This window comes from Cellulophaga sp. 3_MG-2023 (genome assembly GCF_030546975.1).
Classification (GTDB): Bacteria; Bacteroidota; Bacteroidia; order Flavobacteriales; family Flavobacteriaceae; genus Cellulophaga.
On record NZ_JAUOPS010000009.1, the window covers coordinates 53,734 to 77,960 of the forward strand.

Genomic DNA, 24,227 nt, shown 5'->3' on the forward strand with positions numbered 1-24,227 from the left:
AAATGTATGGTTGCGGAATATGAAACTTAATTTAAGTAAAAACTAAAATAGCAAAAATGGATTCTCAATTTAAAAAGGAATAAAAAAAGGCTGGTAAAAACCAGCCTTACTAATATTATGAGTGTTATAAAATTAATTTACAACCAATACAAAATAGTTCTTTTTACCACGTTGTAATAAAACAAACTTGTTGTTAATTAGGTCTTTGCTTGTAATAACGTAATCTTCTTTTACTTTTTCTTTATTTACAGAAATAGAATTTTGTTTAAGTTCTCTACGCGCAGCACCATTAGAGTCTAAAAATTGAGTTTTAGCGGCTAAAGCACCAATCATATCCAAGCCTTCTTCAATGTCGGCTTTAGTTACTTCTGCTTGTGGTACACCTTCAAAAATATCTAAAAAAGTTTTTTCGTCTAGTGTTTTTAAATCTTCAGAAGTAGATTTTCCAAATAAAATATTACTTGCTTTTATAGCATTGTCTAAATCTTGTTTAGAGTGTACGCTAATGGTAATTTCTTCGGCTAATTTTTTCTGTAAAGCACGCATATGTGGTGCCTCTTTGTGTTCTGTAATTAAGGCATCAATCTCTTCTTTAGTTAAAAAAGTAAAGATTTTTATAAATTTTTCTGCATCCTCATCTGACGTGTTTAGCCAGTATTGGTAAAATTTATAAGGAGAAGTACGTTCTGCATCTAACCAAATGTTACCACCTTCGGTTTTCCCAAACTTAGTACCATCTGCTTTTGTTATTAATGGGCAAGTAAGTGCGTAGCCTTTACCGCTGCCAATTCTACGTATCATTTCTGTACCAGTAGTAATATTTCCCCATTGGTCACTACCACCCATTTGTAATGTACAGTCGTGTTCTTTAAACAAGTGGTAAAAATCGTACCCTTGTACTAATTGGTATGTGAACTCTGTAAAAGACATTCCTTCTTTGGCTTCAGAACTTAAGCGTTTTTTTACAGAATCTTTAGCCATCATATAGTTAACGGTAATATGCTTACCAACATCACGAATAAAGTCTAAAAAAGAAAACTCTTTCATCCAATCGTAATTATTAACTAAAACAGCAGCGTTTTCTTCGTTGCTTTTAAAATCTAAAAAACGAGATAACTGGTCTTTTATAGCGTTTTGGTTGTGTCTAAGTGTTTTTTCATCTAATAAATTACGCTCAGCAGATTTGCCAGACGGATCACCAATCATACCTGTAGCTCCACCAATTAACGCATAAGGTTTGTGGCCTGCTAGTTGAAAATGACGCAACATCATTACACTAACCAAGTGGCCAATGTGTAAAGAGTCTGCAGTTGGGTCTATACCCACATAAGCAGCACGCATTTGTTCTAGTAAGTGTTCCTCTGTGTCGGGCATAACATCGTGTATCATCCCTCTCCATTTTAATTCTGCGATAAAATTAGAAGCCATTGTATTTTATTTTTTGTAATAGTAGATGCAAATATAAAAGAAATAGAGAGCTTTGGCAGTAGTCTATGGTAAATTAAATTCCTAAATTTGAACTATGATATTGGTAACAGGAGGCACAGGATTGGTAGGTGCGCATCTTTTATTGCAGCTACTAAAAACAGAAGATAGTGTAAAGGCTATACATAGGCCAAGTAGCGACTTAGATAAGGTTAAAAAAGTATTTTCTTATTATGTAGATAATGCAGATGAGTTGTATGCTAAAATTAAATGGGTTGTTGCAGATATTACAGATATACCTGCTTTAGAGAATGCCTTTATTGGAGTTACACACGTGTATCATTGTGCTGCTTTAATTTCTTTTGACCCCAATGATTATTTTAGGTTAAGACGAACAAATGCAACGGGTACAGCTAATATTGTAAATTTTTGCTTAGCAAATAGTGTAGAAAAGCTAGCTTATGTAAGCTCTATTGCTACTATTGGGAAAAATGAAAACTCTCCTATTGTTACTGAAGAAACAGATTGGAATGAAGCAGATGTAAATGTATATGCAATTACAAAATATGCGGCAGAAATGGAAGTTTGGCGTGGTACACAAGAGGGGTTGGATGCTGTTATTGTTAATCCGGGTGTTATTTTAGGACCTGGATATTGGAACTCTGGTAGTGGACAGTTTTTTAGTAAAACAGCAGACGGATTAAAATACTACCCACCAAATGGTAGCGGATTTATTGGTGTTGGTGATGTTGTAGATATGTGTATTAGGTTAATGAAATCTGACTTAAAAAACCAGCGTTATATTGCTGTAGCCAAAAATGCTACGTTTAAAGAGGTGTTGGGTAAAATAGCAACTGCACTAGGAAAACCAGCGCCTAATAAAGCCTTAAAAATATGGCAGTTAAATATTTTGTATAGATTAGATTGGCTAGCACATTTGTTAACCAGAAGAGGTAGAAAACTCTCTAAAATGCAAGTTCACGGTCTAAAGAGTCAAGATATTTATGAAAATACAAAAATCACAACAGCAATAGATTTTACGTATACAGATTTAGATGAGGTTATTAAAACTACTTCTTCCCTGTTTTTGCAGGAGCAACTTTAAGTTTTTCTGGATTCTTTTTTCTGCTAGCGGCAATACTATCTGCTTCAAACTGTCTTTTACGTTCTAGTCGTTTTTTAATAGTATCTAGTTTGCTTTGTACATCTTTATAAAATCCTTCATAAACAGTTGGGTTAGCTGCGTAATATAAATCGCTATCTGCAAACTGAGTACTATCTATTTTATATTTGTTGTAGATGTATGGCATTGTTTTTACATTGTTTTCTACTAAAACATTAGAATTGGTGTTTTTAGCAGCAGTAATAAGTGCTAAGTCATACAAAATATCTACCATTTCCTCTTCACTAATAAGATTATCTGGTTTTTCAATAGCACTCTCTGCACAAGATGCTACTGTGGCAATTACAAAAAGTAACGTTAAAAACTTTTTCATCTTTTTTGTGTTAATGGTGTAACGTTAACCGTTTAATTATCTGTTAAACGTTAGTCTATGTGCATTTTTCTCTTCTGAAACAACGCCATTTTCATATGCTAAATGACCATTTACAAAGGTATGAGAAATTTTAGATTTAAATGTGTAATCTTCAAACGGAGACCAACCACATTTATACAAAATATTAGATTTGCTTACTTGCCAAGGTGTGTTGGTATCTACAATAACTAAATCTGCAAAGTATCCTTCTTTAATATAGCCTCTTTTTTCTATCTGAAATAAAATAGCAGGGTTGTGGCACATTTTTTCTACCATACGTTCTATAGTAATTGTACCGTCTAAAACTTTCTCTAGCATAGCAGGTAAAACGTGCTGTACCAATGGTCCGCCAGATGGTGCTTTTGTGTAAACGTTATCTTTTTCTTCAAAAGTATGTGGTGCGTGGTCTGTAGCAATAACATCTATGCGGTCATCTAAAAGGGCGTCCCAAAGCATAGACCTGTCTTCTGCCGTTTTAACGGCAGGATTCCATTTTATAAGTGTGCCTTTTTCTTTGTAATCTTCATCAGAAAACCATAAGTGGTGAACACAAACTTCTGCTGTAATTTTTTTATCTTTTAAAGGTATGTCATTTCTAAAAAGGCTAGTTTCTTTACCTGTAGATAGGTGAAAAACGTGTAATCTTGCCCCTGTTTTTTCTGCTAATGCAATAGCTTTGGAAGAAGATAAGTAACACGCCTCTGTACTTCTAATAATTGGGTGGTATTCTACAGGAATATTGTCTCCGTACTTTTCTTTGTAGGTGGCCATATTTTTGCGAATAGTAGTCTCATCTTCACAATGAGCCGAGATTACCATTTCTGTATTGCTAAATATTTTTTCTATAACCTCTTCATTATCTACTAGCATATTACCTGTAGAAGAACCTAAAAATAGTTTTACACCAGAGCAAGCATTTTTGTCTAGTTTTTTTAATTCTTCTAAATTATCATTAGTGCCGCCAAATAAAAATGAGTAGTTAGCATAAGAGCTTTCTTTTGCTACTGCAAATTTTTCCTCTAATTTTTCTATAGTTGTTGTCTGCGGATTTGTGTTTGGTTGCTCCATAAAGGTAGTTACACCACCGGCAACGGCAGCCCTACTTTCTGTAGCAATATTACCTTTGTGTGTAAGTCCTGGTTCTCTAAAATGTACTTGGTCATCTATAATGCCAGGTAAAACATAATTACCTTTAGCATCTATAACAGTAGCGTTAGCATCACTAATAGAACTACTTATTTTTTCTATAAAATTACCGTTTAAAAGAATATCACAGTTAGTAACTGTACCTTCATTTACAACTTTAGCGTTTTTTATTAGTGTCTTTTTCATTTTAAAATTTGTTTTTTTGAAACAAGCTTATGTATTTCATTTTTATGACTCCAAAAACAGCTTCGCCAATAATTGAAGAACTCATTTTAGATTTTCCGCGTACTCTATCTGTAAAAACAATAGGTACTTCTTGTATTTTAAAGCCTTTTAAATGTGCTCTAAATTTCATTTCTATTTGAAAAGCATAGCCAATAAAACGTACTGTATCTAGACTAATATTTTCTAAAACTTTTCTTTTGTAACATATAAAACCAGCAGTTGGGTCGTCTACACGCATACCCGTTATTATTTTTACGTAAAACGATGCGCCGTAAGAAAGCAAAATTCTAAAAAGAGGCCAGTTTACAACGTTTATACCTTTTACATACCTAGAACCAATGGCTAAATCTGCGCCAGCAATACACGCATTGTATAGGTTTATTAAGTCTTTGGGTGAATGAGAAAAATCTGCATCCATCTCAAATATATAATCGTATTTTTTAGCAATAGCCCACTTAAAACCGTGAATATAAGCAGTTCCTAAACCAGCTTTTTCTTTACGAACCTCTAAAAATAATTTACCAGGAAATTGTGTTATTAATTCTTTTATTTTTTGAGGAGTACCGTCTGGCGAGTTGTCATCTACAACAAGAATGTGAAATTCCTTTTTTAATGCAAAAACTGCATTAATAATAGCTTCTATATTTTCTATCTCATTAAAAGTAGGAATTATAACTAAGCTATCTGTCATTCTTTTTTTAGTATTGAATTTACAAAAGTACTATTTAAATTTTAGTGATAAAACCTTAAGCACGTTTTATGATTTATTTACCACTGTATTGCGTCTTTTTTGTGTTTAAACACGTATTAATAAATAAAGTTGGTCTAAGTATTAATTTGTAGTTTTGTGCCACTTAAAAGAAGACAAAAATAATAATGGAATCTATTACTAGGGTTTTTAATAATGTAGATTGGGTTACCACCATATTTGTGGTTAGTCTTTTTGTATTGGTTTTAAGTAAAATCTTCTTTTACAATAAGTTTATAAATTTTGTGGTACTACCTTTTAATAACAAATATATTTTTTTGCACAGCAAAAAGCATATTTTATTTAATTGGTTTAATGTATTGTGGAGTTTGTTTTTGTGGTTAAACGTAGCACTGTTTTTTTATTATATACTTGCTATTTTTAAAATAGGAGAAGTAGTAACGCCAACTAAATACCTTTTAATTTTTGGAATATTAGCGTTATTTATTTCTTTAAAATTGATACTTCAGTTTATAAATGGGTTTGTTTTTGACGCCGAATCTGCCATTGTACACATTGTTTTTAATAAAGTTTCTTATCAAAATTACAGTGGTTTAGTGTTGTTTGTGGCTAATATTTTTCTTACATATATTACGCCATATTCTGAGTTAGTTGTTTATTTGGCGGCGGTTTTGTTTATCGTTGTACTGTGCATTGGATGGGTTAATCTGCTAAGAATTCATCGAAATTTCATAACAATTAATTTTTTCTATTTTATTTTGTACCTTTGCGCACTCGAAATTTCACCTTTTGTGATAATAGGTAGTTACCTAAAATATTGATGTCTATGAAGATAAAAACGATTTTGGTTTCTCAGCCAGAACCTAAAATGGAGAATTCTCCCTATTCAAGACTTATTGAAAAGGAGAAGTTAAAGGTAGATTTTAGACCGTTTATACATGTAGAGGGCGTTGATGCAAAAACAGTGCGTCAGCAAAAAATAGATTTAAACAACTTTACAGCAATAGTTCTTACGAGTAGAAATTCTGTAGATCATTTTTTTAGAATTGCAGAAGAAATGCGTTTTAAAGTGCCAGATTCTATGAAGTACTTTTGCCAGTCTGAGGCTGTGGCTTACTATCTTCAAAAATATGTAGTTTACCGTAAGCGTAAAATATATGTTGGTAAAAGAATGTTTGCAGATTTAACTCCTTTGTTAAAAAAGTATAAAACAGAAAAGTTTCTTTTACCTTCTTCAGATGTATTAAAGCCAATAGTACCTGAAACATTGGATGGTCTTGGTTTAGAATGGAAAAGAGCTATTTTTTATAAAACAGTAATTAGTGATTTGTCTGACTTAAGAAATGTGTATTACGATATACTAGTGTTCTTTAGTCCGTCTGGTATTGAGTCTTTATTAAAGAATTTCCCAGATTTTGAACAAAATGATACTAAAATAGCTGTTTACGGAAATACAACAGTTAATGCTGCTACAGATGCTGGTTTACGTATAGACATACTTGCGCCAACACCAGAAACGCCATCTATGACAATGGCTTTACAGAAGTACATTACTACTGCTAATAAAAAATAAAAATAATACGTTATACGTAAAAGCCTCATTTTTTTATGAGGCTTTTTTTATGCATATATTTTAGAAATATATTAAAGTAAATATGTTAAGGAGATATAGCTATTTATGTAGCACTTACTTTTTTAAACTATGTAAAAAAGATCTCATTTTTGGTATAATTTTATCAGCATCTTCTTCTAGTGCAAAGTGACCAGTATTGTAGATATTGTAATCTATATTTTTTACATCTTTTTTAAATGCTTTTGCTCCACTTTCCGGAAAAAACGCATCATTTTTACCCCAAACAATTAACAATGGTGGTTGGTTGTCTCTTAGATATTGTTGCCATTTAGGATATAGTTTTACATTATTTTGATAATCATAAAACAAATCTAAGTTAACAGCATGTGCATTTGGTCTAGATAATCTAAGGTAATCTAAATACCAGGTATCTGGATTTACATTTTCTGAATTTCTAGTACCGTGCGTGTATTGCCACTCCAAACCTTCTAGAGAAAAAGAAGGTAATAAAGCTTTTTCTGTAGTTTCATTTCTATTAGCCCAAAACTCTTTTGTAGACTTCCAAGCTTCGCCTAAACCTTCTTCATAAGCATTACCATTTTGGTTAATTATAGCCGTTATTCTATCTGGGTGTGCAGTAGCAATTCTAAATCCAACAGGTGCTCCATAATCTTGTATCATAATGGCATAACTTGTTATAGCTTTTTGCTCTAAAAATGAATTTATAGTTTTAGCAATATTGTCAAAAGTATACTCATATTCTTTTTTAGAAAGAAAATCACTATTTCCAAAACCAGGATAATCTGGAGCTATTAAATGAAACTCATTAGATAGCTGGTTTAACACTTTTCTGTATTGATGAGAAGAAGACGGAAACCCGTGTAATAGTAATACTGTTGGGTTGTTGCTGTCTCCTGCTTCTCTATAAGCAATTTTTACACCATTTACATTTTCCGTTTTGTATTTTATAATATTCATATTTTTAATTATTTATTACCGAACATTCGGTAAATTATTAATTTAATTTTTTTTATGATTTTAAGTAACTGTTTTCTATGTTTTGCATTGTGTTTTCAAAAACTGACAAATCACCTAAGCCTTTTGTAACAATTAGGCAGCCTTGTACTTGTATTAATACTTGTAAAGCTTTTTTTTCTGCTTCTTCGGGTGTAAAATTCAGGGCAATACCTATTTCTTTAAAAGCAGACAACCACTGTGTCATACCTTTGTTTATTTGCTCTTCAAACAACTCTATACCAGCTTGCATAGATAGTGCTCTAAATATACAAATGGCTTCTCCACCATCATACAATTCACGTATCGCCAATAATCCTTTTTTTAAACGGACGGTAGGTGTTAAGTTGTCGTCTAAAAGAGTATGAAACACATTGGTGTTAATCCATTCTTCTAAATGTACTAAAACAGCGTTTGCCATCTCTTGTTTGCCATTAGGAAACCTATGGTAAAGACTTGCTTTTTTTAAACCAGTAGCATCAGATAATTCTTTTAAACTAGCACCTTCATAACCTCTAGATCTAAAAATTTTAGTTAAGCCGTTTAATATTTCTTTGTCTAATACTTTTTGTGGTCTCATAGGGCAAATATAATATATTTATTTAATTACCGAACGATTGGTAAAATAATTAACATAGTTTTAAATATTATCAATATGTTTTTTTGCTTTTCTATTTGTGTACTGTTGCTAATGATAAGAGCTAAAATTAATTTTATTGATATAATACATACCTTGGAGGTTTTAATCCGTTTAAGCGCATATAAACAAGCATTTGAGCTCTGTGGTGTGTTATGTGGTCAGTAAGTAATAATAAAATTTGTCTTTTGGTTCTGTTAGCACCAAAATAGTCTAATCTTTCATCTAGCTTTTTTATATCAAACTCAGAGATAAATGTACTAGTAACGTCAAATGTATTGCTAATTGTTGCAATCATTTCTTCTTTAGATTTGTTATCTACTTTTAGTTCTGTATCTGTTTCCCAATTTCTGGCATCTCTACCGCCCATTAAAGATTTGCTGTGCCAATCCATAGCCCAAGCAATATGCATTAAATGCTCTGCAAAACTCATAGACTCTGGTGTTGCTTTAAAAGTATATTTGTCTTTAGGCATAGTTTCTGCCACAAGAATTAAATACTTTTTAGAAGTTTCTAAACGCTCTAAGTATTCTTTTATAAACGTGTTTTCCTGAGCCATAAGCGGAGTAGAGCATAAAGAAATTAGTAGTACTAAAGTTAGAATTTTACTTTTCTTCATCTTAAAACAAGTTAGTTGTTGTAGATAACAAGTTACTAAATTAATCGGTGTCTGTATATGCTAACACCCAAATTGTTCTTGTTTCCATACATATTATTACATACGTATAATCTATAATAAAGTCTATAAACCATGTATTCCAAGCAGTGGTAGATGTGTAATACCTAACGTAATCATAACTGTATTTTTCATAAAATAACTGAGAGCAAAATAGCTGTGCTTTTTCTTTAATCTGTTTAGGTTCTTTTTTGTACTTGGAGCCGTATGCGCCTCCATGAAATAGTAGCGCAGCAAGTTCGCCATCAATTACAAAACCATCTTTAGTATTAAAATTTGGTGCGGTATCAATTTTAAAAACCGTTGTATCAGGGTTATTAGAGTCGCTAAAGGTTTTAAGGACTTTATCAGAAAGTAAAAATTTGTTGTTAAAGTCAATTTCATCTAATCTTCCGCGAGAGCAAAACCAATCAAATATATCATTTTCCTGAAACCGAAACCCTTTAAAATAAATATTACCACCAAGGTTAGCTTTTAATAAGTTTATAAACTCAAATTCTTCATCAATAACATCAAAAACCAACTCTTGCCACATTTTTTCTATTTGGCTTTCATTGGGCAAATTTATTTTCCAGTTAACTGTAATTGGTTTCATCTTTTTAATTAAATACTACTTTGTTAATCCGTTTTTAAAATCGGTTAGTGTAAAGTGAATTTTATTTTTAAATAATTTTAAATAGGCTTTTTTTGGTTCTAATAATAAGCCTAACTGTAAATGTTTGTAGTGATTAAAGCCCATATATTCCATACCAACAAACCTAACAGATGCATTTTTGTTTTGTTTATTATAGCTTAAAAGAGTAAAGCTGTTTGAGCTAAATTTTGTAGAACCTAAGTTGTTTATAGTATCTAAAAAAGTTTTAAAAGAATTTATAGCGTTTAAATCTATTTTATATTCTTGTGTTATTTTTTTTACCCAGTTATCATTTTTAAGTGCTTTAAGAATGCTTTTTTCTGTAAAAATATCTAATATAGAAACTGGTTGTCTATTACTTAAATTTATTGTTTGTATCTCTAAAGAATTTCCTGACGGACCACAGGCTATGGTGCCAGCTTCACCAGATTCATAACTGTAATAATTACCAACTAAAGAAAGTGGGTTGTAGTAAAATTGATAGTTAACATCACAGTCATCTGTTTTTTCTTGTTTGGTTAATTCTTTAAGGTCTTTAGCGGCATTGTATATTTCAGTGTCTTTATAATAGGCGCTGTCTTTAAATATAGTAACTTTTTGATTTTTAAAAAGAAAGGTATCTTTTTGACAAATTCCTTTTACAGAGAGTAAGCAAATTATAAAAAACAGGCTAATCTTCATTCTAATGTAGTATTTGTTAGTCTATAAGTTTTATTAAAAACAATAATAACTATAATCTAACAAATTTATATAGCTAAACTTGGTAAAGTATAGTTTGTTGTTTTCTACAAATGGATTTATTTCTTCTATTAGAACCTCACACCTATTAAATAGGTTTTGTTTAGCTAAAGTATTTCCGTCTAAATTTTGTAGTTCTATGTAGGCTAATTTATGACCGTTTTGACTAGAAAAACCAAAGTGACTAAAGTTGTTTTGTACATAAATAACTACCTGTAAGTTTTTACCTTTTATTATTTCTGTTTTGTAATATGTATAATTTGGTTTTAGAAGAAACCAAATTACTACAACCGTAATTAAAATTGAAAGTAGGATGTATTTAGATTTTGATTTCATTTTTAAATTATGATTTTTAAGCTTTATCCAGGTAATAAAATTCGTTTTAACTCCTTATTGTGCATTTTAATAACCTCTTGTTCTATAAACTTTAAAAGCTCAGGACATTCTCTATCAAAATCTTCAGAAATTACTTTTTTTAATTGGTTGTTAAATTTAACCGTAACCGTTAAGTGGCTATTGCAAGTTGTATTGCTAGCGTAGAAGTTTTTTAGTTTGAAAAAACCATCATTAAGAATCTTTTTTACTAAGTTATTTCTAGTCTGTACGCTAATTACTTTTTCCGAAATTTGATTGTAATCACTGTTATCTACACCTATATTTTCTTTAGATGGATAAAAAGTGATTAAAGTGTCTTTAAGCACAAATTTATCATAATGAAAAGCACCACGTTCTACTGTAATTTCTATGTTTGATGAATCTATTTTAGATTTTTGCTCTAACGCTGCATGAACATTACCATTACTGTTGTCAGCATTTTTGTTACTAGATAAGTTACAAGCAAAAAAGCAAAATGGTAGTATGCATAAAAGTGATTTAAGTGATTTCATTATTAATAATTTATAGCAATATTTTTAAGTTTACTTTTTTACCCAGCCAACAGCGTAGGAGCCATTTTGTTTTATAAAAACCAAAAGCCATTCTTTTTCTTGGTTTACAACTATTGCGGACTCGTTTTTTAGTGAGCCAATAGTGTTACCTACAATTTCTTCACCTGTACAAGGATCTTTTTTTATAACATCATCTATTACTGGTGTACTTCTTAAAATTCCGGATACTGCTTTAGTATATAATTTGTCTGATGCTGTAATAACTGTTTTATCATAAAAGGATATTGTACTTTCCTTAACTACAGATGTATTGTTAATGGTTACTTTAACTAAACTAGAATAATAGCTGCAACAGCAGCTAGGATTGTAACTATTTATTTCTGTGCCGTTTGTAGTGTTTTTTATGGATAGTATTTTGCCAGGAGCATCATACACAAGCTGAAATCCTTTTTTGCTATTTAAAAATATGGCTGTTTGATGATACGGTTGGCACGGTCCAGTGAATATAAGATCTTTTAAACCATCATTATTTAGGTCTTGTACGTGCCAATTATTGTCTGTTTTGTTAGTGTTACAATAATACGTAGGTACTTGTATTTTAGAAACACCTGTAGAGTCTAACTTAAAATTAGAGGTAGTTTTTAATAAACCAATTCTAGTTTTAATATCACTAAAATCCTGACTAAATAAACTTAGAGACATTAAAAAAAATACGATTGCAATTGCATATTTCATAAAACTAAAATTATTAAGAGTCGTTAATATGTGATAGTGCTTCGGTTTAATTGATGATAGTTTTATAAGTCTATCTCATACAACTTTGGAAACTCTGGGTAATAAGACAGCCACTGTACTGTAGTTGTGCTTCCTTCAAAGGATTTATAAATTCCTATTACGGTTAATTCTTTACCATTAACTGTTTTATCTTCTATACTGTAAGCTAACTGTTCTTTGTCTTCTATTATTTTTTTAATCAATTCATTTTTAGAATTGACTATATAATTTTCAACCTCTAGATAAAGCTTATCTAAATAATCTTGCGTGTAGTTATTTGTATAAGTGTATTTTATTTCTTTTTTATATACCTCTCTAAAGTTAGCAATTTTACCATTTTTAATTTTTTTAGTAGTAACAATAAAATCAGCAAGTTGTTTTCTGTCATCGTCACCAGCAATATAAACAACACCAGTTTCCCATTCAATTTCAATATTATCTCCTTTTAAATAGCTACGGCCTTCTTCATTATTAATAAAGCCGTAGAAAGAGCTGCCTTTTGAGGCTCCTATAACGGGGTAATCAAAATTGTCATTATAATGAAGAAAAATAAACGTATCCTTTTGTTTTGGTTTGGATAAAAAACCACTAAAAACATAGCCGGTAAGCTCTATGTTACTATCAGACTTACCGGTTACTTTGTACCATTGTCCTTTTATTTTTTTCCCGTCGTCAGTTACTTCAGAAAATAGGTCTGTTTTATGTAATACCGCTACTTTTTCGGCATAATTAAATTTCCCTATTTTTTTAGCATCTAAGCTAGAATTTTCCCTTACGTTTAAGCCACTCTTGGCAGTAACAAACAAATTGTTTTGAGCACAAAGAGATATAATTTGTATAAAAAGTATAAAAGTTAAGGCAATTTTTTTCATATTTATTCTTCTATTAATTCTCCTTTGTAGTTGTATTTTACTTTACCGTAATCAAAACTATAAATTCTTTTTTTGTTTTCGTCCTCTGTTAAAAAGTCCAAATGATCTTCTTTAATATCTAGTAATACTTTTCCATTTGTGTCAATAAACTTATAAGTGTCATTAAATTCTACTACAGTGATTCCATTTTCAAAGTCTTTAGCATCATTATATTTAAAAGGAATTACCAACTTACCTTTGCTATTTATAAATCCTATTTTAGAGTTGGTATTACTAACCATAATTCTTTCATCAGCCAAGGTTTTATAGACATTATGTACACCAGGTAGTAGAGTGGCGTTAGCATTTTCATCTAACAGGTAGTATTTGTTATCATAAGTAATTCCAAATAATAAATTGCCAACCTCTTTCATTTGCCAGTATAATTTAGAGCCTATTGGTTTGTTATCTTGGGTAACAAGTGTGTAATTGTCACTTTCTTGTTCAGGTAGTATGCCAATAAGGCCATTACTAAAAGCCTCTACACTGTAAACTAAAAGTGTGTCTAATTTTTTTTCAGCTTTATTTAAGTGATAAAAGTGATTGTAATCTTCATAAAAGTTACCTCCAATATTTTCTAAACCTCCAGCTCCTGGTACTGTTATTTTTGGCTCTCCTATATTATTTATAAAAACAATTGCATCCTCTGTTTGCATAGCAATTAGTGCATCATTTCCTTTAATTGGTTGGTAGTTGTATGCTGTAAATGATGTTTCTTCTGTTTTGGTATCTTTTTTAAAAAATAATTTTATGCTTTTTACAGTGCCATAATAGTAGTATTCCTTGTGAAAAATACCATCATTATCATTAAAAAAATCTACGTTAGATAGGTTGTCTTTTAAATACTCTTGAAGATCTGGAGTATCTTTAAAATCATCATCGTTTAATTTTTTTTGTATTTTTTTAAAGAACCCTAACATTTCTGTAAGTATATCTTCCTGATCGTCAGGAGATACGCCGTTGTTAGAGTAGCCGCTGCGGTCTAAGACTTTACCTTCTTCATTATGGCCTTGTACTTTTACAGGAGCAGCAATTGTATCACTCAAGGTAAAATAAACGTAATTGCCTTCTGCTTTTACAAAGTTAATTTCTCCTCCTTTATATTTTACTGTTGGGTTGTCTGAAGAGATTTCCACTACATCATAGTCTTTTATATAATCTACTTTAAAAGAAATATCTATGCTGTCTATAGCTTTGGCTTTCCCCCAACTTTCATTAAAATTAAAATCTAACCCATAACCTTCAATACTATCTGTGCGTACTTCGCCATTATGGTAGTATATTTTTTTAGGAGTGAATGTTTGTGTAACACCTTGGCCAAGCTTTATAGGGTCTTCATTATCATTATTAATACTTATAAATTGCAAATCACTTTTATAGTTGGTATAAGTTTGTGAAAACGTCACATTTTTAAACTGATTAAGAGCTTTGTGTACCCCTGTAGTGTCTACTTTAAAAGGTTCTTCATACTTTTCATCCTCTTTATCAATTGTTTTAATGTCATTAGAAAACGAGCCATCAAAGAATTTAGCCATAGACTCAAATTGTTTAATATTGGAGTTTACTTCTTCTTTAATTTCCTCTAACGGTTTATTGTCTAAAGAAGATATAAACTCATTTAACTCTGTCTTGTTTTTTGGTTGTGTTTTGTTACAACTAACAATAGCTAAAAGTGCCGTAATTATATATAATATTTTTTTCATTATCGTATTATTTTTAGCTCGTTAGACCCTTTAGGTTGGTATAAAAAATGATTAAAAGAATCATCGTAATTTTTGCCGGTTAAAATGAGCATATCAGATTTGTCTTTAGCGTAAGTGTAAATTAATTTGCCACCAGCATTAAATTCAACATCAAAATCCTTTGCTAACGTGTACTTATACGTATTTATTAAAATGGTTAAGTAGGCTTCCCACTTTGTACGTGCGGTTTCAAAATTAGTATCAAAATTTAGCTGTTGTACTTCAAAATCTTTTTGATAAAACAAGTCGTTAATAGCTTGCTCATCATATGTTAAAATGGCATTTCCTAGTTTGGTGTATAATGCAATTACTTTTTCTTTTAAATCCTTGCTGTTTCTTAAATCAGTACCATTTGTCCAAGCCTCTGGGTAGTATGGTAATGTGGAGTTAAAGTCTATTTTAAGGTTTACTGGGATATTATTTTTAATACTTGTTTTTTCTATAGTTTTAACAACTTCTTTTGTACTGTTATCTATAATTTGTATTGAAAAACTAGGATCTTCATAATACGTATTTGGTTCTTTTTTTATGGTTTTATCTTCTGTTTTAGCAGTTAATTTTATTGAAGAATTTGGACCAGTAATGTAGTTGTTTAAATTAAAAGAATCTGAGTCTGTACCTGTGGCAATACTAACATCATTTATACTAATATCAAAAACACTGTTGTAAGACTTAATATTTAGTACGTATTTAGGTGCCGTATCAAAAACCTTAACCTTACTGTGTATTTTTGCTAACGGTATGGTATAAACAGGGTTGTATGTAATAGTTAACTTACCGTAATCTTTATTGCCAAAAGCAGCTAAATGTTTGCCATTTACAAAATTAACTTCCAGTTTTTTAGCTTCAATTTCATCTTTCCATTCAAACTCAACATCATCACTATAGCTGTTATTTAGGTTTGTTAGCCCTTTTTCGGCTTCCAAAACTTCAAGTAATTTTTTAGCAGAAAAATTAACAGTATCAGTTGTAAGTAAAGTATAATTGTCTGTAATTAAAGCACTTTTTATAGGAACGTCTGCGTAGTGCATTCCTTTTAAGTTAAGCTCTATATAACTAGATGTGCTGTCTATATCCTCATCTTTGTTTTCTAATATCATTTTAGCAATTAACGCCTTTGTTTGTGAGCTAGATTTAACTTCTGCAAAGTTGTACCTAGGAGTGGCAACGCTATCACAAGAAACAAATGTGGTATAAATTGATAAAACTAGAATTGTTATTATGTTTTTCATTACGTGTAATTTTTTAATAGAATAATGTTACTACCAGTTCATCAAATTCTGTAAATAAGCCTTCTTCGGTATTAACTCTAAGCATTAAGCTTTTGCTTTCCGTTTTCCACTCGTAATAAGTAGAGCTACTACGTTCGTTAACGTATGGATTACCATACAATTCTGTTAGTTTAGTTTTAAGTTTGTTGTAATCAGATATTTCATCAAAAAAATGCATAGTTATTCTTTTACCTCCATAGCTGGAGTTTATTTTTACTTTATCTACAAAAACCCCATGAAAACGTAAAAAACGTTCATCACTAAATTTAATTTCACCATATTCTTCAGTAAATGGTACGCCTTTAAAGTGAGTTTCTATATCGGTGTCGATTGTAATATCTTCTATATTTTTTACAAGTCCTTTATAGTCTACTTGTGCGTATCCAAATAGGCTAACAAGAAGTAGTAGTAAGGTTAGTTTTTTCATAGTGGTTGCATTATTCATTAATTTTTTTTGTAAGCCTATTTTACCAGTGTTCTTTTTTAAGAATTTTTTACCCAGCTACCTTAGGTAAAAATGATAAGTCTACTACATACTTTTTAGGATTATCGCGGTCTATTAAAACATCTATTTTTTCTGTTTTTATAAAGTCTGTAGGGTCAAACCAAATATTGTCACTAGTAAAAATATGTAGTTCAGATGTTTTTGGATTTAACCATTGTGATACCACAACAAAAGGATTTTTACCATTAACAGCAATAGAAGTATTTAGAGTTACGTTTTGAAAATCTGCCTCTACTTTAGTACCGTGTAGTTTTAAGTGGTTGTGCATTTTCTTTTTCTTAATGCCAGCTATTATAATACCAAAACCAATTAATGCAAAAATTAAACCTATACCACCAAGTATAGTTGCGCCTCCCCAAAGAGAGAAAAACCCTTTAATTTTAGCCTTGTTAGGAGATTCTGGATTGTAAATAACGTCTACCTTTTCATTAACACTATAACTAGGTGGGTTGCTACTTGTAGATGATGCAAACTGAATTTCTGCTCCAGTTTCATCTGTAAATTCTACTAACGGCTTGTACATTATAGAATTGTCTGATGAGCTGCTAGAACGCGATTCTAGTAGTTCTACCACTACACCTTCAGTCTCCTCAGAATTTTTTATAAACTCACTAGTGCTTTTGTAAAGAAAAAATGCACCTACTAACATTCCGGCTCCTATAAATGCAAATACGTATTTAATAATATTTATTACTTTCATTTTTGTAGTTTATTTAGTTATTTATGTGTAATTAATTGTTTTTTAGGCTGGTTTAGCCTAGTAATACAAACATAGTATTAAGTGAAAGAGTTTAAATGTGCAAACCTATATTCGTACAGGTTTAGTATATATTTGAAAATAAGTAAACACTTACATTACATATTTGTAGTTGATAAAAAAGTTTTGTCTTATAAAAAAGTATAGATTAGCTAAGATTTAATACATTAGAGTATGAAAACCTATAAAATTACAGATCCTAAAAAACTGAAAGAGTTAGCAGACAAAACCAAGAGGAACACTATTGTTTCTACAATAATAACGCTTGTAATAATAGCGTCTATTACTGTTTATTTGATAGTAAGTGGTGACAAAAAGGTTCCGGTAGTACCCTTAACTTTAGTAGTGTTGTTATTTGTGGTGCTTTTTTCATTAATAATAAAACAAGTAAACGATTTGCTGTATAAATTAGCAAAGTATAAATATGTTAGATTAGATAGTGCTTCTGTAACTATAGGTACAAGTGCAGAGTTTAAAGAAGGACTAAATTTTATACAAAAATACTTATTTAGCCGTGTTAATAGGTTTGGTGCTCATAACGATAAAACATTTTATGCCAATAAAATAAAGTCAATACAGGATAAGAAAAATGCAGTACAAATAAAAGTTTCTGGGGTAATTGGTAATGTTGTTGCAATACCAAAAGAAATAGATAACCTATCTGAAATTAAAGAAGAAATTACAAGGATGATGCGAGCTTAGTGTTTCTGTTTTTATCAAAATTATTTTTCTGTACCTCTAATTTTATCAATCCAAGTAATTAGGTGTTCTGGCGGAATGTCATACCCAACAGCTTTTTTTCCGCTCCAGTTTATACCTACTAGTTGTTTGTGGGTCTTTAATATTTTTAGCCAGTAGTTGTAAAAAGTATTTAAATCTAGTTCTACGGGCTCAAAATCCTTATATGCTTTAACCGTTTTAATAATTATTTCTGCTCTAGATTTACTAGACCAAAATGGCATAGCTCTAATACCGTCTCCGTTTTTTGGCGCAGGAAACCCACCATTATCTTTTATAGTCCACACTTTGCCAGAAGATGCTACATCTTTATAAAATAGTGCGGCTTGTGAAGCAGATTGTGACATAATTAATTTTTGAAAGGTAATTTAAGTAAAAACTAAATTAAATTTTAACGCATTAGGACTATTATACAGGCAAAAACCAGTTTTTACTTTTCTATCCACCACTCAATTCCGTTTTTAAATTCATTTTTAACAAAATCATAAGCAACAAAGAATCCAGATTGTAGTGATGGATGCTCATTTTGCAGGAGTTCTCTTTCTTGATTTTTCATTCGCCAATGAGCATCAAGTCTTTTTAGTTTTTTGAGTTTTAAAATTGGTTTGTAATTTTTGTCTCTTATTGATGCGCAAGACATATCAAGTTCAATTAATTCACTTAAGTCTGTAAAAGGTTTTAGACTATTTAGCATTAAATTTTTTGGAGCAAATGTGTCTCCGCCAAGCTCCAAGGATTTTAACCATTTCATTTTTCCAATTAATTCATAATTAGCAACCTTAAAAGACGCAAGAATTGAAAGACTCTCTAATGATTTTAATTCAATTAATGGAGAAACATCTTCCAGCCGTGAAAAATTGCTGAAAGACAAGGCTCTTAGTTTTGTTAGCTTTTTAATTGAACTGATATCTTTAACGGTAGAAGACCAAATGTTTAAAACTTCTAAATTCTTCATTTTACATATAACATTAAAGTAATCTTGATCAACTTTATGTCTAAGGTCTAGTCTTTTTATATGACTAAGTTGTGGTAGTTTTTCTTTCCATTGTTCATCAATCTCCTTTCTTCTTTTTAAAGAAGTGTTTGGAGAAAAGTCCATAGCCAAAGTGGAGATAAAAATGTTGTTTGTCTCCAATATTTTATCTTCATACACCTGAAAAGCCTGCTCTTTATCCAATTCCTCTATTGTAGGGTAATAGGTATCTGCTATCTGGTCTTTTCCAACAATAGATGTATTCATTTAAAGTTTTTACTAATTTTGATTAACGGTTTGTGTATGAAACGTAGCGTGTAAAAAGACACTAACTTTCGGATTAACACAGAGCCGAATTTTTATATTTTGTTTTATCTTTTTGTTCTAAAGCCAAATCATAAGATTTGGCGGACTTTATAAATATGCCTAAACTTTGGGTTAAGCACCTAAACCCGTATTAATTTTAGCCATTGTTGCCCAACGTTTTTATTTTTTCCTTTAATTGTCCGATTAATAAAACCACAAAACTCGAAATCCAAATTAAAAATCCAATTCCAACAACAATGTCGGAATTCCGACCGCCTTCATTCTCTGGTAGCTCGCAAAGTCCGATTACAAATAAGGCAAATATTATAGTCAAACCCGATATTCCGATTTTTGTTTTCAGATTCAGTTTGTTAAAAATCAAGTTTCCAAAATATAGGAAATTCGCAATCCAAGGAATCGCAACAAATGGTTCTAAAGCAAAAATCCCTAACCATCCCATAATCAGTCCAAAAACACCAATTGTCCAAGTGCCGAAAAACATTGGTGTAATTAATGCAATTCCATAAAGAAGCATTGAAACTTGTTTATAGTTTAGTTTTTTCAATCAGTTTTTCTTTTTATTACAGAATTCTATTGAATATTTTGAAAAAATAAATATAAGTTAAGAGCCAAACAAATTCCAAAAGTTCCAAACATAATTTTTGTCAATATATTTTGCCAACTTTTATTTAAAAAATAAAGTCCAACACATAGAAATCCAATTCCAAAGAACCATTTTGAGTATTTCAATTCTGGTGGGTCAAAACTCGTTTCAGTCAGTGCATTGTTGTGATTGTAACATATCAATGCAAAATCAAGAATTCCAATAATCAGAAGTATGTATTTAGTTCTAGTGTTCAATTAGTTTCAAATGTTGGGTAACGTTATTGTATAAGATTAGTTACGTGTTTAAAGTACTAAAGTTAGCAAATAAATCACAGATAGGAAGTCCGTGAGGACTTGCGTAAGTAGACGAGTACTAGTAATAAATTGTATACGGTGTTGTAGCACGTTTTTATTTATGCTACACTCAATATATTTATTATTCCTCCAATGATTATTAAAATTACCATTATCAAATAACTTCGTTTGTTGGATATTTTTCTGTTCATTAAATTTATTCCAAAATATATGTTTACAATACTTAAGATAATATTTAAGAATATTAACCAATTCGGATACATAAAAGCAAAAAGTATATCTGTATAATGATATTTATAATGAAGCAATATCATTTCATAAATCCAGTAAACAGATAATAATATTTGAATTAAACCTAAAACTGCATTTATCTTATTTTTCATTTCACAGACTTAATGTCATCTTCATTTCCAAATTTTCCGTCAGAGCCAGCAGATGTGATTAAATATCCTTTTCCATTTCCGATAATCTTAAATTCATATTCTCGGTTCCAAGCGTCTTTTTTCCATTCCTGTCTTAAAGGACTATTTCCGATTAATTCATTCAGTTCCGTTGGATATTTTCCTAAATTTTCTTTCCAATTATCCATTCTGGCGCTCATTTCCGATATTTCTTGTTTAGTTTTTTCAGGAAACACAAATTTTCCTTGATATGTAAAAAACAGAATAGCACTTAAATTCCCAATGACTAAAGCAGAAATAACCATAATTGAACTCGGTTGTAGAAAATATCTTTGGAAAGGTCGTTTCTTTCCATCAGCTTTTTCCATTTTCGAGGTTTTTCTATGATGTTTAAAATCTTCTCGAATGAGTCCAAATTCAGCTAAAATAGATAGTATTAATTTAGTCATTCGGTGGGTTTGGTAAATGTGCTACAGCGTTAAGTATAAGAAACGTAGGGCAGGTGATAAGCACCACACTTTGGGTATAATACTTAACCCTTATTATTTTTATACATTGTTGCCATTTCGTTGTTTTTTTATTTCAAATTATACTTTACATTTTCTGCGTTTTCAGTAAATACAGTCTAAAAAATGTTAACAACCATAAGACAAGTTGATATTAATATATTTAATTTCTTTAGTACCATTACTATGATGTAACACTATTTTGAAAATAGTATCAGGGATAAAATGCACACAAGGTTTACCATTATAACTCATAGTAGCTGTTGTACCTCCCATTTCTCCTGAGTAATGAACCAAAGTGTCTTTTAACTTTAAGTTTAGTTGTCTAGAAACTCCTATTTTTTCATATTCTATTTTTGGAAAGAGAGTCATTTGTCTTGTAAGTGATAGTTTTTTAAATGGGTTATTTCCCTTCCAAGTATAATACTTTTTAGAATTAATATTATCTGTTCCGTATTCCCAAACCTTTTCCTTAAAAGTATAGAACAATTCAACTTTATCTATTTTTGCTTTAGTATCAATATTAATTAATTTATCACTTAAATCATTAAATACACCTTCATAAGTATAAATTGTATCGTTTTTCACAACATTATGACCTTCATAACTATTCTCAGTTTCATAGAAATAAAAAGTAATATTAAAATTTTTAAAACTTAGCGTAGAATTTTTAGTTGTAATTGCGTCAGAAGGATTATAGGGTCTATTTTCATTCTTTAACAAATATCCACTAAACACATAACCTGTTAATACTGATTTTTTATCCCAACTATGGCTCATTCTTTTTACTTTAAGCCAATTTCCATTTATTGTTAAACCATCATCTACAATAGATAAAGATTTTCCTGTATCTTTTATTAGTTCTAAATGTTCTCCAGCAGGAAACTTTCCAGATCTTTCACTGTTAATAGAAGGTGCATTTCTAACTGTAAGTCCATTTTTAGCAGCAACAGTATAATAAGTCTTGCCATTTAATTCATTTTGAGACCATATACAATGATTACTAAAAATAAGGAATAATAGAATTATATACTGTTTTTTCATATTTGATGATTTCATTTCTTAATGAACTAAAGCTTTGCTACGATTTAATTCAATATTTGTAATTAATATATTCAGTTTTTTTAAATTTTGAGTACGTTCCGCCAATGAATGCTAACGACCTTGTGTATGAAACGTAGCGTGCAAAAAGACACTAACTTTTCTCTTTTTTAAAGCCAAATTAAAAATTTTGTGGACTTTCTAAATATACACAAACCTTTCGGCTTAGCACTTAATTAGCTATGTTTTATACACCGTGTTGGCAGTAGTTATTTTTTATTCTTTTCATTTTGCCTATTCCAATTTCTTGTCGTGTTCTCAATGTTTTTTTCGGTCATATGTTCTGTTCTGATTAAAGTCCTCACTCCATAAATCATAATCATAGATGCTTTTCCCGTTTCGATGAAATATTTTAAATCAGTTCCATCTTCCAGTTCTATAAGTCCAAATGTGACCGAATCATCTTTATATCCTTTAAAATCAACGTAAGCCTTGTCAGTTGCTCCAATTATATTTCCAATATGTTTAATTCCATTTTCTTTTGTGATTAACTTTTGTGTTGTCAAAATACTGTAGTTTTTTGAGTCGATAAAAGTTGAGCAGATAATCAACTCATTTTCTTTCAAGTCAATCTTTGGATAAGAGTTAGGGAAATCCGAATTAGATTCATAGAATTTTGTCAATTTGTAGTCATACGGTTTATATGTACAACGCTTGATTGAAGCAATTGAAATATTATGTTTTGATTTATCTGTCTTTGCCATTCTAATTATTGCCAGCGTTTAGGCTTTAGTTTTTTATAAGGAGTGGAGAGGGGGATTCGAACCCCCTTACTATTATCTTGATAAGTCAATGTTATTTAATCAGTCCTACGAGTCGAATTTGTGTTTGGCTCCACACAATAGCACCCACTCCGACAATTACGCTTTTCAATATATTCATAGTTTTAAGTTTTAGGATTTCATTTATAAATCGCTTTATAATGAAGCTAATCCAAAATTCTAAGCTCGTAATCACATCATAAACTAAATCAACTTGTTGACACAAGCTCTTCTATTTTTTATTCATTCGGTTTGATAAATCATTAAATACTGAACTTAAATCTACCGAATCAGTTAACTCAAAAATTTCTAATAATGAATAAACACTTTCAGCATTCCACGCAGAGTTTTTAAATCCATTTATTTGATATCTGTCTTGTAATTTTGACAAATTACTTTTAGATACTTTATCTCCAATTTCCTTTTCAAGTAATTCTATGAATTCATTTAAATCAGAAACTGGCACAATCCAATCTCTTTCCGCTTCAAGAATTCTCTCTACAATCTGTCTGTCAGTTTTACTTTCAATTAGATTGTTTTCTAATGCATTAAATAAATTGTCAAAAGTCATTAATCGTATTTCTGTTTTAATTACTGCCAACGGTTTTGCATATGAATAGTTGCGATTTCGGAATGTTGATTTTCGTTAGAAAATCCACAAGTAGAAAGCGGAACTATTCACTTCTTGTAAGTTCTAAAAATAGCAATTATTTATATGCGGTGTTGGCAGTAGTTTTTATTTTTCAATTTTTAAATCTGCTTTCATTTCTTTCAATATTTTCTCTTCTATATATTTAAAAGGTTCATTTCGTTTTATTTTATTTCCAGCGTCAATATATTTTTTAGTGTTTTCATCATACGCTTCTTTACTTAATCCCGGATTATTCTGCGAAACTTTATAAAGTGAAAAAGCTTCAAAACACTCCTGTAGTTCAGACGTCATTTGTTTTAATTCTTTTATTATTTCCTCTTTTATGAAAGGTTGATTTACTATATAGTATTCAATATAGTTATTAAAATCTGTTCGTATTTTATTAAAAGATTCGTCATTTTCAAAATATTGATATTGTTGAACGTCTCTTTTCAGGTTAAAAATCATTTTCAGAAGATTTTTATGGATTTCAATTTTTTCTTTAAATACTCCTGAATATGAAATTTTATAATTTTCAATTTGTTTATCAACTCTATTTTTAATCAGCAGGTAGAATATGTAGTTTCCAATAATTGCCACTAATCCAGGTATAATAAAAGATAGAATTTTAATTTCGTTTTCTGTCATAAATTCACTTGAAAATGTTACTATTCGGGTTGTTGCTCAAATTACTGCCAACTAGTGAATAAACTCAATTTATTGCGTTTAT

The 24,227-nt window shown here is 30.3% G+C and carries 29 protein-coding genes; 4 read left to right on the plus strand and 25 right to left on the minus strand.

The features are described 5' to 3' along the window. Nucleotides 1-132: 132 nt before the first annotated feature. The gene (gene tyrS / locus Q4487_RS16365; RefSeq protein WP_303545248.1) at nucleotides 133-1,428 is read right to left on the minus strand and encodes a tyrosine--tRNA ligase; all 1,296 of its coding nucleotides are present in this window, start codon (nucleotides 1,426-1,428) and stop codon (nucleotides 133-135) included. A gap of 94 nt (nucleotides 1,429-1,522) precedes the next feature. Here tyrS and Q4487_RS16370 point away from each other — a divergent pair, with 94 nt between their 5' ends. Beyond that, nucleotides 1,523-2,530 (plus strand): NAD-dependent epimerase/dehydratase family protein, encoded by a 1,008-nt coding sequence (locus Q4487_RS16370; protein WP_303545251.1) that lies wholly within the window; start codon nucleotides 1,523-1,525, stop codon nucleotides 2,528-2,530. Here the strand turns inward: Q4487_RS16370 and Q4487_RS16375 are convergent. The 3 genes from Q4487_RS16375 to Q4487_RS16385 are packed head-to-tail and all read right to left on the minus strand — an operon-like array spanning nucleotide 2,496 to nucleotide 5,022. Further along, on the minus strand, nucleotides 2,496-2,921 hold the full coding sequence (locus Q4487_RS16375) for a DUF4296 domain-containing protein (RefSeq protein WP_100894717.1): 426 nt from the start codon (nucleotides 2,919-2,921) through the stop codon (nucleotides 2,496-2,498). The two genes, Q4487_RS16370 and Q4487_RS16375, sit on opposite strands and share 35 nt — an antisense overlap. A 36-nt stretch (nucleotides 2,922-2,957) precedes the next feature. Further along, complete coding sequence (locus tag Q4487_RS16380; protein ID WP_303545254.1) at nucleotides 2,958-4,292, minus strand: dihydroorotase; 1,335 nt, start codon at nucleotides 4,290-4,292, stop codon at nucleotides 2,958-2,960. Between the two features lies 1 nt (nucleotide 4,293). Then, nucleotides 4,294-5,022 (minus strand): polyprenol monophosphomannose synthase, encoded by a 729-nt coding sequence (locus tag Q4487_RS16385; RefSeq protein ID WP_100894719.1) that lies wholly within the window; start codon nucleotides 5,020-5,022, stop codon nucleotides 4,294-4,296. Between the two features lie 185 nt (nucleotides 5,023-5,207). Between Q4487_RS16385 and Q4487_RS16390 the strand changes: the two genes are divergently transcribed. Together Q4487_RS16390 and Q4487_RS16395 are read left to right on the plus strand one after the other, a co-directional pair. Further along, nucleotides 5,208-5,861, plus strand: a complete 654-nt coding sequence (locus Q4487_RS16390) for a DUF4271 domain-containing protein (RefSeq protein WP_303545258.1) — start codon at nucleotides 5,208-5,210, stop codon at nucleotides 5,859-5,861. 5 nt (nucleotides 5,862-5,866) lie between these two features. Continuing rightward, complete coding sequence (locus Q4487_RS16395; protein WP_100896810.1) at nucleotides 5,867-6,613, plus strand: uroporphyrinogen-III synthase; 747 nt, start codon at nucleotides 5,867-5,869, stop codon at nucleotides 6,611-6,613. A gap of 114 nt (nucleotides 6,614-6,727) precedes the next feature. On the opposite strand, the gene Q4487_RS16400 is transcribed toward Q4487_RS16395, so the two are convergent. From Q4487_RS16400 to Q4487_RS16460, 13 genes are all read right to left on the minus strand, one after another. Beyond that, entirely contained in the window at nucleotides 6,728-7,591 is an 864-nt protein-coding gene (locus Q4487_RS16400; protein ID WP_303545263.1) for an alpha/beta fold hydrolase, read from the minus strand. 52 nt (nucleotides 7,592-7,643) lie between these two features. Next, nucleotides 7,644-8,207: a TetR/AcrR family transcriptional regulator gene (locus Q4487_RS16405; RefSeq protein WP_303545266.1), complete on the minus strand. Its 564-nt coding sequence runs from the start codon at nucleotides 8,205-8,207 to the stop codon at nucleotides 7,644-7,646. A 133-nt stretch (nucleotides 8,208-8,340) separates the two neighbouring features. Beyond that, complete coding sequence (locus tag Q4487_RS16410; RefSeq protein WP_303545269.1) at nucleotides 8,341-8,883, minus strand: DinB family protein; 543 nt, start codon at nucleotides 8,881-8,883, stop codon at nucleotides 8,341-8,343. 40 nt (nucleotides 8,884-8,923) lie between these two features. Beyond that, nucleotides 8,924-9,535, minus strand: a complete 612-nt coding sequence (locus tag Q4487_RS16415) for a hypothetical protein (RefSeq protein ID WP_303545272.1) — start codon at nucleotides 9,533-9,535, stop codon at nucleotides 8,924-8,926. Between the two features lie 15 nt (nucleotides 9,536-9,550). Further along, nucleotides 9,551-10,255, minus strand: coding sequence for a hypothetical protein (locus Q4487_RS16420; protein ID WP_303545275.1), 705 nt, complete (start codon nucleotides 10,253-10,255; stop codon nucleotides 9,551-9,553). Nucleotides 10,256-10,288: 33 nt separating this feature from the next. Continuing rightward, nucleotides 10,289-10,648: a hypothetical protein gene (locus tag Q4487_RS16425; protein WP_303545278.1), complete on the minus strand. Its 360-nt coding sequence runs from the start codon at nucleotides 10,646-10,648 to the stop codon at nucleotides 10,289-10,291. Between the two features lie 23 nt (nucleotides 10,649-10,671). Then, nucleotides 10,672-11,199, minus strand: coding sequence for a hypothetical protein (locus Q4487_RS16430; protein ID WP_303545281.1), 528 nt, complete (start codon nucleotides 11,197-11,199; stop codon nucleotides 10,672-10,674). A 30-nt stretch (nucleotides 11,200-11,229) separates the two neighbouring features. Next, nucleotides 11,230-11,934: a hypothetical protein gene (locus tag Q4487_RS16435; protein ID WP_303545283.1), complete on the minus strand. Its 705-nt coding sequence runs from the start codon at nucleotides 11,932-11,934 to the stop codon at nucleotides 11,230-11,232. A gap of 62 nt (nucleotides 11,935-11,996) precedes the next feature. Next, nucleotides 11,997-12,845: an SH3 domain-containing protein gene (locus Q4487_RS16440; protein ID WP_303545286.1), complete on the minus strand. Its 849-nt coding sequence runs from the start codon at nucleotides 12,843-12,845 to the stop codon at nucleotides 11,997-11,999. A 2-nt stretch (nucleotides 12,846-12,847) separates the two neighbouring features. After that, nucleotides 12,848-14,587 (minus strand): WG repeat-containing protein, encoded by a 1,740-nt coding sequence (locus Q4487_RS16445; RefSeq protein ID WP_303545289.1) that lies wholly within the window; start codon nucleotides 14,585-14,587, stop codon nucleotides 12,848-12,850. Then, nucleotides 14,587-15,858 (minus strand): hypothetical protein, encoded by a 1,272-nt coding sequence (locus Q4487_RS16450; RefSeq protein ID WP_303545292.1) that lies wholly within the window; start codon nucleotides 15,856-15,858, stop codon nucleotides 14,587-14,589. Before Q4487_RS16450 ends, Q4487_RS16445 begins: the two co-directional genes overlap by 1 nt. Nucleotides 15,859-15,871: 13 nt before the next feature. Next, the gene (locus tag Q4487_RS16455; protein WP_303545295.1) at nucleotides 15,872-16,324 is read right to left on the minus strand and encodes a hypothetical protein; all 453 of its coding nucleotides are present in this window, start codon (nucleotides 16,322-16,324) and stop codon (nucleotides 15,872-15,874) included. A 67-nt stretch (nucleotides 16,325-16,391) separates the two neighbouring features. Continuing rightward, nucleotides 16,392-17,102, minus strand: a complete 711-nt coding sequence (locus Q4487_RS16460) for a DUF3592 domain-containing protein (RefSeq protein ID WP_100894733.1) — start codon at nucleotides 17,100-17,102, stop codon at nucleotides 16,392-16,394. Nucleotides 17,103-17,333: 231 nt separating this feature from the next. Between Q4487_RS16460 and Q4487_RS16465 the strand changes: the two genes are divergently transcribed. Next, on the plus strand, nucleotides 17,334-17,861 hold the full coding sequence (locus Q4487_RS16465) for a hypothetical protein (protein WP_303545298.1): 528 nt from the start codon (nucleotides 17,334-17,336) through the stop codon (nucleotides 17,859-17,861). 20 nt (nucleotides 17,862-17,881) lie between these two features. Here Q4487_RS16465 and Q4487_RS16470 read toward each other — a convergent pair whose 3' ends face one another. The 8 genes from Q4487_RS16470 to Q4487_RS16505 all read right to left on the minus strand — a co-directional run bounded on the left by Q4487_RS16470 (nucleotide 17,882) and on the right by Q4487_RS16505 (nucleotide 24,145). Then, nucleotides 17,882-18,244, minus strand: a complete 363-nt coding sequence (locus tag Q4487_RS16470) for a DUF2750 domain-containing protein (protein WP_303545301.1) — start codon at nucleotides 18,242-18,244, stop codon at nucleotides 17,882-17,884. A gap of 83 nt (nucleotides 18,245-18,327) precedes the next feature. Then, nucleotides 18,328-19,137: a hypothetical protein gene (locus Q4487_RS16475; protein ID WP_303545304.1), complete on the minus strand. Its 810-nt coding sequence runs from the start codon at nucleotides 19,135-19,137 to the stop codon at nucleotides 18,328-18,330. A 196-nt stretch (nucleotides 19,138-19,333) separates the two neighbouring features. Next, nucleotides 19,334-19,741, minus strand: coding sequence for a hypothetical protein (locus Q4487_RS16480; protein ID WP_303545307.1), 408 nt, complete (start codon nucleotides 19,739-19,741; stop codon nucleotides 19,334-19,336). A 735-nt stretch (nucleotides 19,742-20,476) separates the two neighbouring features. After that, nucleotides 20,477-20,947 (minus strand): type II secretion system protein GspG, encoded by a 471-nt coding sequence (locus tag Q4487_RS16485; RefSeq protein ID WP_303545310.1) that lies wholly within the window; start codon nucleotides 20,945-20,947, stop codon nucleotides 20,477-20,479. A gap of 186 nt (nucleotides 20,948-21,133) precedes the next feature. Next, nucleotides 21,134-22,063, minus strand: coding sequence for an SH3 domain-containing protein (locus tag Q4487_RS16490; protein WP_303545312.1), 930 nt, complete (start codon nucleotides 22,061-22,063; stop codon nucleotides 21,134-21,136). Nucleotides 22,064-22,314: 251 nt separating this feature from the next. Beyond that, nucleotides 22,315-22,809 carry a hypothetical protein gene (locus Q4487_RS16495; RefSeq protein ID WP_303545315.1) on the minus strand — a complete coding sequence of 165 codons (495 nt, stop codon included), beginning with the start codon at nucleotides 22,807-22,809 and terminating at the stop codon, nucleotides 22,315-22,317. 289 nt (nucleotides 22,810-23,098) lie between these two features. Beyond that, entirely contained in the window at nucleotides 23,099-23,467 is a 369-nt protein-coding gene (locus Q4487_RS16500; RefSeq protein WP_303571912.1) for a hypothetical protein, read from the minus strand. Nucleotides 23,468-23,602: 135 nt separating this feature from the next. Further along, nucleotides 23,603-24,145 (minus strand): hypothetical protein, encoded by a 543-nt coding sequence (locus Q4487_RS16505; RefSeq protein ID WP_303545320.1) that lies wholly within the window; start codon nucleotides 24,143-24,145, stop codon nucleotides 23,603-23,605. Nucleotides 24,146-24,227: the final 82 nt, after the last annotated feature.

What these genes read in the sequence shown, in the direction of transcription:
- tyrS (WP_303545248.1), bottom strand. Translation starts at nt 1,428, where the DNA reads ATGGCTTCTAATTTTATCGCAGAATTAAAATGGAGAGGGATGATACAC.
- Q4487_RS16370 (WP_303545251.1), top strand. Translation starts at nt 1,523, where the DNA reads ATGATATTGGTAACAGGAGGCACAGGATTGGTAGGTGCGCATCTTTTA.
- Q4487_RS16375 (WP_100894717.1), bottom strand. Translation starts at nt 2,921, where the DNA reads ATGAAAAAGTTTTTAACGTTACTTTTTGTAATTGCCACAGTAGCATCT.
- Q4487_RS16380 (WP_303545254.1), bottom strand. Translation starts at nt 4,292, where the DNA reads ATGAAAAAGACACTAATAAAAAACGCTAAAGTTGTAAATGAAGGTACA.
- Q4487_RS16385 (WP_100894719.1), bottom strand. Translation starts at nt 5,022, where the DNA reads ATGACAGATAGCTTAGTTATAATTCCTACTTTTAATGAGATAGAAAAT.
- Q4487_RS16390 (WP_303545258.1), top strand. Translation starts at nt 5,208, where the DNA reads ATGGAATCTATTACTAGGGTTTTTAATAATGTAGATTGGGTTACCACC.
- Q4487_RS16395 (WP_100896810.1), top strand. Translation starts at nt 5,867, where the DNA reads ATGAAGATAAAAACGATTTTGGTTTCTCAGCCAGAACCTAAAATGGAG.
- Q4487_RS16400 (WP_303545263.1), bottom strand. Translation starts at nt 7,591, where the DNA reads ATGAATATTATAAAATACAAAACGGAAAATGTAAATGGTGTAAAAATT.
- Q4487_RS16405 (WP_303545266.1), bottom strand. Translation starts at nt 8,207, where the DNA reads ATGAGACCACAAAAAGTATTAGACAAAGAAATATTAAACGGCTTAACT.
- Q4487_RS16410 (WP_303545269.1), bottom strand. Translation starts at nt 8,883, where the DNA reads ATGAAGAAAAGTAAAATTCTAACTTTAGTACTACTAATTTCTTTATGC.
- Q4487_RS16415 (WP_303545272.1), bottom strand. Translation starts at nt 9,535, where the DNA reads ATGAAACCAATTACAGTTAACTGGAAAATAAATTTGCCCAATGAAAGC.
- Q4487_RS16420 (WP_303545275.1), bottom strand. Translation starts at nt 10,255, where the DNA reads ATGAAGATTAGCCTGTTTTTTATAATTTGCTTACTCTCTGTAAAAGGA.
- Q4487_RS16425 (WP_303545278.1), bottom strand. Translation starts at nt 10,648, where the DNA reads ATGAAATCAAAATCTAAATACATCCTACTTTCAATTTTAATTACGGTT.
- Q4487_RS16430 (WP_303545281.1), bottom strand. Translation starts at nt 11,199, where the DNA reads ATGAAATCACTTAAATCACTTTTATGCATACTACCATTTTGCTTTTTT.
- Q4487_RS16435 (WP_303545283.1), bottom strand. Translation starts at nt 11,934, where the DNA reads ATGAAATATGCAATTGCAATCGTATTTTTTTTAATGTCTCTAAGTTTA.
- Q4487_RS16440 (WP_303545286.1), bottom strand. Translation starts at nt 12,845, where the DNA reads ATGAAAAAAATTGCCTTAACTTTTATACTTTTTATACAAATTATATCT.
- Q4487_RS16445 (WP_303545289.1), bottom strand. Translation starts at nt 14,587, where the DNA reads ATGAAAAAAATATTATATATAATTACGGCACTTTTAGCTATTGTTAGT.
- Q4487_RS16450 (WP_303545292.1), bottom strand. Translation starts at nt 15,858, where the DNA reads ATGAAAAACATAATAACAATTCTAGTTTTATCAATTTATACCACATTT.
- Q4487_RS16455 (WP_303545295.1), bottom strand. Translation starts at nt 16,324, where the DNA reads ATGAAAAAACTAACCTTACTACTACTTCTTGTTAGCCTATTTGGATAC.
- Q4487_RS16460 (WP_100894733.1), bottom strand. Translation starts at nt 17,102, where the DNA reads ATGAAAGTAATAAATATTATTAAATACGTATTTGCATTTATAGGAGCC.
- Q4487_RS16465 (WP_303545298.1), top strand. Translation starts at nt 17,334, where the DNA reads ATGAAAACCTATAAAATTACAGATCCTAAAAAACTGAAAGAGTTAGCA.
- Q4487_RS16470 (WP_303545301.1), bottom strand. Translation starts at nt 18,244, where the DNA reads ATGTCACAATCTGCTTCACAAGCCGCACTATTTTATAAAGATGTAGCA.
- Q4487_RS16475 (WP_303545304.1), bottom strand. Translation starts at nt 19,137, where the DNA reads ATGAATACATCTATTGTTGGAAAAGACCAGATAGCAGATACCTATTAC.
- Q4487_RS16485 (WP_303545310.1), bottom strand. Translation starts at nt 20,947, where the DNA reads ATGACTAAATTAATACTATCTATTTTAGCTGAATTTGGACTCATTCGA.
- Q4487_RS16490 (WP_303545312.1), bottom strand. Translation starts at nt 22,063, where the DNA reads ATGAAATCATCAAATATGAAAAAACAGTATATAATTCTATTATTCCTT.
- Q4487_RS16495 (WP_303545315.1), bottom strand. Translation starts at nt 22,809, where the DNA reads ATGGCAAAGACAGATAAATCAAAACATAATATTTCAATTGCTTCAATC.
- Q4487_RS16505 (WP_303545320.1), bottom strand. Translation starts at nt 24,145, where the DNA reads ATGACAGAAAACGAAATTAAAATTCTATCTTTTATTATACCTGGATTA.